This is a genomic window from Haloarchaeobius iranensis, from assembly GCF_900103505.1.
Taxonomy (GTDB): domain Archaea; phylum Halobacteriota; class Halobacteria; order Halobacteriales; family Natrialbaceae; genus Haloarchaeobius; species Haloarchaeobius iranensis.
The window spans coordinates 1-7,090 of record NZ_FNIA01000051.1; the positions used below are offsets into that span (position 1 = coordinate 1).

Annotated in this window: 8 protein-coding genes and 1 pseudogene; 4 read left to right on the forward strand and 5 right to left on the reverse strand. The window is 58.1% G+C overall.

The genetic code is table 11. The annotated features are described in order from the left end of the window. The 3 genes and pseudogenes from BLT27_RS18625 to BLT27_RS18630 all read right to left on the reverse strand — a co-directional run. Positions 1-259, reverse strand: a pseudogene (locus tag BLT27_RS18625) (IS5/IS1182 family transposase); the annotation flags it as partial. A 96-nt stretch (positions 260-355) separates the two neighbouring features. Continuing rightward, complete coding sequence (locus tag BLT27_RS19435; RefSeq protein ID WP_139172432.1) at positions 356-1,573, reverse strand: homing endonuclease associated repeat-containing protein; 1,218 nt, start codon at positions 1,571-1,573, stop codon at positions 356-358. A gap of 453 nt (positions 1,574-2,026) precedes the next feature. Further along, positions 2,027-2,446, reverse strand: a complete 420-nt coding sequence (locus BLT27_RS18630) for a RidA family protein (RefSeq protein ID WP_089736604.1) — start codon at positions 2,444-2,446, stop codon at positions 2,027-2,029. Positions 2,447-2,589: 143 nt separating this feature from the next. On the opposite strand from BLT27_RS18630, the gene BLT27_RS18635 reads away from it, so the two are divergent. Genes BLT27_RS18635 through BLT27_RS18645 form a run of 3 tightly spaced genes read left to right on the forward strand, consistent with a single transcriptional unit; the run spans position 2,590 to position 4,598 of the window. Continuing rightward, positions 2,590-2,988 carry an ArsR/SmtB family transcription factor gene (locus tag BLT27_RS18635; RefSeq protein WP_089736605.1) on the forward strand — a complete coding sequence of 133 codons (399 nt, stop codon included), beginning with the start codon at positions 2,590-2,592 and terminating at the stop codon, positions 2,986-2,988. Further along, a complete protein-coding gene (gene arsB, locus BLT27_RS18640) occupies positions 2,981-4,144 on the forward strand; it encodes an ACR3 family arsenite efflux transporter (protein ID WP_089736606.1) in 1,164 nt (387 codons plus the stop codon). The genes BLT27_RS18635 and arsB overlap by 8 nt, the downstream gene beginning before the upstream one ends. Before the next feature lie 7 nt (positions 4,145-4,151). Then, a complete protein-coding gene (locus BLT27_RS18645; protein WP_089736608.1) occupies positions 4,152-4,598 on the forward strand; it encodes a low molecular weight phosphatase family protein in 447 nt (148 codons plus the stop codon). Between the two features lie 6 nt (positions 4,599-4,604). On the opposite strand, the gene BLT27_RS18650 is transcribed toward BLT27_RS18645, so the two are convergent. Both BLT27_RS18650 and BLT27_RS18655 read right to left on the reverse strand, forming a co-directional pair. Further along, positions 4,605-4,835 (reverse strand): DUF8129 domain-containing protein, encoded by a 231-nt coding sequence (locus tag BLT27_RS18650; protein ID WP_089736610.1) that lies wholly within the window; start codon positions 4,833-4,835, stop codon positions 4,605-4,607. A 66-nt stretch (positions 4,836-4,901) separates the two neighbouring features. Then, positions 4,902-6,062, reverse strand: a complete 1,161-nt coding sequence (locus tag BLT27_RS18655; protein ID WP_089736612.1) for a hypothetical protein — start codon at positions 6,060-6,062, stop codon at positions 4,902-4,904. Positions 6,063-6,215: 153 nt separating this feature from the next. On the opposite strand from BLT27_RS18655, the gene BLT27_RS18660 reads away from it, so the two are divergent. Continuing rightward, the coding region (locus BLT27_RS18660; protein ID WP_089736614.1) for an IS1595 family transposase at positions 6,216-7,090 on the forward strand (875 nt) is incomplete at its 3' end.

Here is a 7,090-nt window from a genome sequence, read left to right on the forward strand (position 1 = left end):
ACTTGCAGAGCGCGGATGGGCCGGGGAACTCGCCGCGCTCGAGAACGAGCGCGGCTCGTACCCGCTCCATCTCCTCGGCCCAGTCGAGGACTTCTTGGAGCGTTGCGTCCATGTGAAGCCGGAGAAAGTGCAGGACGGCGTGCTTCCAGCCGGCAACCCCGTTGCCGGCTGGATGGCTGATCTGCATTAGCGCAGCATCAGTAAGTTTTCGTGCTATCGAGACAGCTTGTTTAACGAAGCGGAAGAGGACCTTTTGCACAACTGTACTCTCCCGCTTCACTTCCAACGTTCTGACGGCTCGTCCCTACGCCGTCCGTGGATTCAATAGAGCCGATTGGATGCAGAATTTCGCAGCTCACCCGATTATTGGCTGGACCGGTAGCCGTTCGAGACGTCGATGACACGGAATACAGAGTGTCAGTAGATTACTCGGGACATTTGCATCATCGACCGAACGGTCTGGATTGTTGTAGAACCGCCGGCGTGGAATTCGATGGTGAACCGGGAGATCACGGTCGAACTGGTCTCGGTGTGTTCCGCGGTCCATCCCACAGCGGAGACAGGATTCGTTGTCGCGGGTAATGATTTCCTCACGAATCTGTGGCCAGTTCGAGCCAAATGGAATTGACTCGGTATCTGATTGACGATAGTTCTCTAAATAGTCCGGATCGGCCGCCTGAAGTGCCGTTCGCCATGATCCGAATACGCGCCAATACGGCTGAGTCGTGTATTTCCCGTGTTCAAGCATCTCACTCGTCGTCGGTGGATGTCCCAACTCTCCCGCGAGCTCTCGCAATTCGGTTAATAGATCCTCGCGTGGAATTCGCCATCGGGTATTTGGCTCGAAGCCAGCGGCTGCGAGAGCCTCGTTCCAGGAGCCAAATCGCGCCTGGTAGACCGATCCGCTCCATTTTCCCTGGTCCCGCATCTCCTCTTTACAGGGAACGTGTTCCAACTCTTCGCTGAGCCTCGTGAGTTCAGACAGCAGACTTTCCTCACTCACGTTTCGTGCATAGTATATCTCCAAGCCAGCCCTCCGAAGAGCCTGATTCCAATTTCCGAAGGCCCGCTTGTACGGACCTGTGGTGTATGGACCATCTTGATCCATCTCGTCTGTCGTGGGTGGACGGCCAAGTTCCTCAGCGAACTCCTGTAGAGCGGTTATGAGTGTTTCTTCCGAGAGGTTCAGTTCAACGTTGGGCTCCATCCCAACTGCCCGTAGTGCTGAGTTCCACCCGCCGAATCGCTTGCAGTATGTTTTCACCGAGTACTTTCCGTGATCTCTGTAGATTCGCTCTGAAGGTGTCTCCCCTACGATTTTAGCGACTGATTTGAGGTCCGCAAGAAGATCGGCTTTCGATGTCGCTGGTCTTCCGTCTGGTTCGTTTGTTCCCGTCTCAAGGTCGGCAGTCTTAAGCGCTCCATTCCACGACCCGAAACGGTCCGCGTAGGTCTTTGCGGCATGAGGGCCGGACTCGTTCATCTCATTCTGCGACGGAGGCCGCCCGAGTTCTGAGGCGAATTCCTGGAGACGATTGAGGAGTTCTTCGTCTGAGTACAGCTTCTTTCCCATAATTTGTGATGTGATTGAATCACTCAGTTTGGTCCCGGCTTGGTATTTGAATGTCAGTTCCCGTGCTTACGAGTCGTCACCTGTTGATGCTAACTGAGCCCCTGGTTGGGATCGCGAGGCCGCTGCTGGCCGCCCCGCGTCCCCTGATGGGGGCGAGAAAAACGACCGGCCGCATAGAATTAACCAATAATATTGAGCAAGTCCTGTGTTTGTTGGTTAATTGTGCGAGCACCTTGTTCACGAAGAACTCGAATATCCACTGAACGAGTGGCTGAGTTTGGCCGAAGACGATGGACTGCTCTCCTTAGAATCGTTCTACCGTTATTCTCTGAGAATTGGGCGGACTTCTCTATAATAGAGTGGAGATAGATGCGCCGTCTACGGTCTCAGATCGGATCGCGAATTGCATCATACCCTCTTGTTGAGGAGGTATCTGTGACGACTGCCTTGGCGTTATTCGATGGCAACGACTGCATCAACGGTCACTGTCGCATCGCCGAGCAGCTCACAGACGCCGACTGTGGTCCGGGCTGGGAACGTCTCCTCAAAGTACTGCTTGTAGGTGTCGTTCACACGCTCGTATGCATCCATCTCGGCGAGATACAGGGTAAGCTGCAGAACATCGCTCATTTCTTTTCCCTGCCGTTCAAGCTCGGTTTCGAGGTTCTGTAAACACAAGTCAAGCTGACGCTCAGGGGACGCATCGCTCGCGATTCGGTCTCCCTCTTCCGGCAGCTGTCCTTCGATAAAGAGGAGGTCTGAGTCCCCCGTTTTCTTACCGTAGCCGCCGATGAATTCCGCTCCGTCACGCTGCTTGCGGCTACTCTCACTGGCACGAACGAGCTGTGAGTCGCTCACTGAGTTCGCCTCCATATCTGGGTTTAAAGAATATTCAAGTATAATGCTTTCCGTCCGTTCTCATATATTGGCATAACCTAATCAAGGAGGGGCTTATCCGGTTCACTCACCGACTACATTCGAAACCATTATTTGAGATTCCACTCAAGTCAACTTCGATGGCACAAGCTACGGAACGACTTCGCCGCTATCTCGATGATGAACTCGGGGAGTGTCGCAGTGAGGATGTCGAGCGCCGCCTTGACGAACTCAGTACCCTCGAAGCGGCGCTCGGGACAGCGCAGGTGGATGCTGAACTCGGTGTGTTGTCGGCCCTTTCCAACGAGACGCGGTATACACTCGTTCGCGTCCTTGTTGCCGCCCAGGAGGAACTCTGTGTCTGTGAACTGAATGCGGTCGTTGACGTGACCGAGAGCGGGCTCAGTCACGCGCTCTCACAGCTCGTCGATGCTGGCCTGGTCGACGGCCGGAAGGACGGCCGGTGGAAGAAGTACCGTGCCACCAACCGAGCTGTTGCGCTCGTCACCGTCCTTGAGGGGAGTGTGAGCGATGAGTAACGTCGACGCCCACGACCACGGCCCCAATTGCGACTGTGAGAGCTGTGGCGACCCACGGTCGATGGACTTTCTCGATAAGTACCTCACCGTCTGGATCTTTGGCGCGATGGCGATCGGCGTCGGGCTCGGCTTCGTCGCCCCGTCGGTGACTCAACCGATTCAGAACTTCCATCTCGTCGAGATCGGCCTCATTGCGATGATGTATCCGCCACTGGCGAAGGCCGATTACTCGCAACTTCGGACCGTCTTCAGCAACTGGCGAGTACTCGGGTTGAGCCTCGTGCAGAACTGGCTGATCGGCCCGACGTTGATGTTCGGGCTCGCGGTTGTCTTCTTCAGCGGGCTCGTTCCAGGGCTTCCGGCGCGTCCCGAATACTTCCTCGGGCTCGTGTTCATCGGGATGGCTCGGTGTATCGCGATGGTACTCGTCTGGAACGAACTCGCGGAGGGCTCGACCGAGTACGTGACGGGACTGGTTGCGTTCAACAGCCTCTTCCAGATCGTCACCTACGGGGTGTACGTCTGGTTCTTCGCGCTCTTCCTCCCGCCGCTACTGGGAATGGAGTCACTCGTCGCCGGCATCACGACGTTCGACATCACGCCGATGCAGGTGTTCGAGGCGATCGTCATCTTTCTCGGGATTCCGTTCGCCGGCGGGTTCCTCACCCGGTATGTCGGCACTCGCGCCAAAAGCGAAGCGTGGTACGATGACGAGTTCATCCCGAAGATCGACCCGCTGACGCTCGTTGCGCTCCTGTTCACCGTCATCGTGATGTTCGCCACGCAGGGCGACAACATCGTCGCCTCGCCTGGTGACGTCCTCTTGATCGCGGTGCCGTTGACGATCTACTTCGTCGTGATGTTCCTCGTGAGCTTCGGGATGGGGCGGGGCATCGGTGCGGACTACTCGACGACGACGGCTATCGGATTCACGGCGGCGTCGAACAACTTCGAGCTCGCCATCGCCGTCGCCGTGGCGGTGTTCGGGGTCGGCTCCGGCGTCGCATTCGCAACGGTTGTCGGCCCACTAATCGAGGTCCCCGTCCTGCTTGCGCTGGTCAACGTCGCCCTGTACTTCCAGCGAAAGTTCGACTGGGGTGGCTTCGATACTGGAAATCTCGATTCATCCGCACCTGAGCCGACGACTGACGATTAACAGAAACATGTCATCCAACACTGAAGCAGATGACCCGACTCGTATCGCCTTCATGTGCGTCCAGAACGCTGGCCGCTCGCAGATGTCCACGGCCTTCGCGGAACGTGAACGAGAACAACGCGGTCTCGAGGACCGCGTGGAAATCCTCACTGGCGGAACTCACCCGGCCGACCACGTACACGATGAAGTGATTGAGGTTATGAATGAAGCCGGGTTTGATCTCTCCGATCAGACCCCTCGCGAGATCTCGCTCGAGGAATTACGGTCCTGTGACTATGTCGCCACGATGGGCTGTTCGACACTCGACGTCGGCGATGTCGGCGACGAGGTCGATGTCCGGGACTGGGCCTTAGAAGATCCTGACGGCCAGGACCTTGATCGAGTGCGGGAGATACGTGACGATATCGAACAGCGAGTCAAGTCGCTGTTCGATGAAATTAGCACAGCTGAGTAGAGTACTCTACTCGTCTTCCTTCTGGGCTTCTCGTAACTCTGCTGCCTTCCACTTGAGCCGGCGCAGGATCTGCGTCCGATTCTGGTGGGCGTTCTCGTAGGCAACACACTCTTGGAGGGTTTCCATATCCGGGATCGTCGCAATACCGGCCTTGATCAATCGGTAATTCGGTGCTTCAAGACGCTTCTCAGGGGGGAATTCGTCGTCACTCCCGTCGCTAATCGTGGACTGTTCCATCTCGGTAGCCCTCCACCCATCCAGGGCGAGAAAAACAGAACAGACGACTACATCACCGACGCGGCGTCAGGCCATCGCCTCTTGGAACCGCTCACGCAGCGCGTCCTCTCGCTCTTCGAACTGCTCGACTTTCTCCTGCAGGTCGTCGCTGACGCGCTCGATGCTCGCCAGCGCTCGTTCGCCGCCCAGCGAGGCTTGCGACCCGTCGTCGCCGTCCGCCTCTAACTCCTGCTCGTACGCCTGCTCAACACGCTCGATCGTGCCTTCCGGGTTGAACAGGATGTCGTTGGCGATGCGGACGTATTGATCGAGAGATGCCCCCTCTTTCCCCTGGAAAAAGTGGGTGAGCGCGTACGTCGCACCGGAATGCAGCGTCCACATATCGATCTCGAAGGGCGACGCTGCATTGGCTTCCGCATCGCCGGCGGCACGCTCGGCCAGGTAGTCCGGGAACCCCAGCAGGGTGTAGAACTCCGTGACGGTGAACGGGAGCTCCGAGAAGTCCAGGTCGATATCCTGAGCGTCCCGGATGAACTCGAATAGGTCGTCGGCGACGAGTTCGACCTGTGCGAGGAGTTCCTCCCACCAGCTCCGGAAGTTCCGCACGTCGCCGACGTGTTTGATGACCTCCTTGTCGGTGAGCGAGCGCATCGTGTTCGAACAGTAGCCGTCCTGGGCGAACCCCTCCACGTAGACGGCATGCTCGCCGAAGAAGTCGTAGCCCGACGTGACGCCCATCGTGATTGGTTCCGACCGGCCGGGCAGGCGCACCTCGAGGCCGTCGAACATGATGTCCATGTGGACCTCGCCGCCGCCCCGATAGCGCCGAATCTTGCCGAACATCACCTCGCCCAGCGGCATCCCGTCGATGGTTTCCTCGCGGAGGACCTCCTCTAGCGGCCCGTAGACGTCGACCGGGTTGATGATCGAGTAGCTGTCAGTGGGAACGTGGAACAACGGGTCCGTCTCCGCGTCCTCATCTATGGCCTGCTCCCGAGCCCGACTCGGCTCGACGAGCGCGTTGAACCGCTCCGTCTCGACCCACTCGTCGGTGTACGGATTCTGGTACGCCACGGTGGTCTCGACGGCCTGCGGAAGATCGCGAACCGCCTCGGCGAAGGTCACGGGGTCTGCATCTCCATGGCGCTCTCGATACCACTCGGGTAGTTCTGTGTCGGTACATCCATCGACGCCAGCGAAGATGGTTCTGGACTCTGGATCTTTCATCTCAGTCACCTCACTTCAGGAATCCTCGTCGACGTGCGACTGCATCGTCTCGCGCCCTGCGCCCTTCTCCCGGGCGCAAAAAACTCAACTCGCTCTTGTGTAGAGCTACGGAAAGACCCTGTAGTTACACTGAGCCCGCCATAATCTAGGAGTATGTCTTCTGCTCAGCCGGCGTTCGGCGGGATGTTTCGAGAGCTAATCGAGCTGGGCGTCGTCGAGATCGACACGGAGCCGCTCGATGCCCGCATCGAGCGGCGACTCAAGGAATTCTGGGAGAATACGTCCTGTCCACGGTGCGGGCACAACGCCGTTCAAACGTGGCCGCATCTTGACCGTGTTTGGTGCCGTGACTGCAACTTCAAGCCGGTCTACACCTACGGAACACCATTCCACGAGAAGCACCTCTCCTGCGGTGAGGTGCTTCTCGCGTTCACGCTCTACGCCGATACACTGCTCAGTATCAACCAGATAGCGCCGTTGCTCGGTCGAGCCTACAAAACCATTCACACGGCGATTCGGGAGGTGGAAGCCGCGGTTCAGCGCGGCTTCCCCGTGGTTTGGAGCCTCCTCGATCAGACTATCGATGGACCGACACAAGTCGACGAATCTGGTGAGGTTTGCTCGGGCTACAAAGGCCAAGAGACGCCGCGGAACAGCCGTTCTCGCGGCGGCTCATCCCAAACAGGCCGATCACGCTGGCAGGGGCGCCACGGTGATCAGCTGACGCTCGTCGCGGCGTGCCGCGACTCGCTTCGTGTGATCCGTGGCCAACTCGGTATCGACTACCAGGACGATCTTGAACCAGTGATACAGGAGGCTGAAGACCTCTCCCAGCGGCTGGGAGAGGTCTGGACCGACGGACTCCAAGCATACCGTCAAATGGAGTTTGACCACCGGACGGTCGTCCACAAGGAAAGATACGTATCGCCCGACGGCGTCCACATTAACCAAGCTGAGTGCCTGTTTTCGCTCGTCCAGCCGTGGCTGCGGAAGTTCCGCGGCCTGTCCAAGCAGGGCTTGGAACAGGC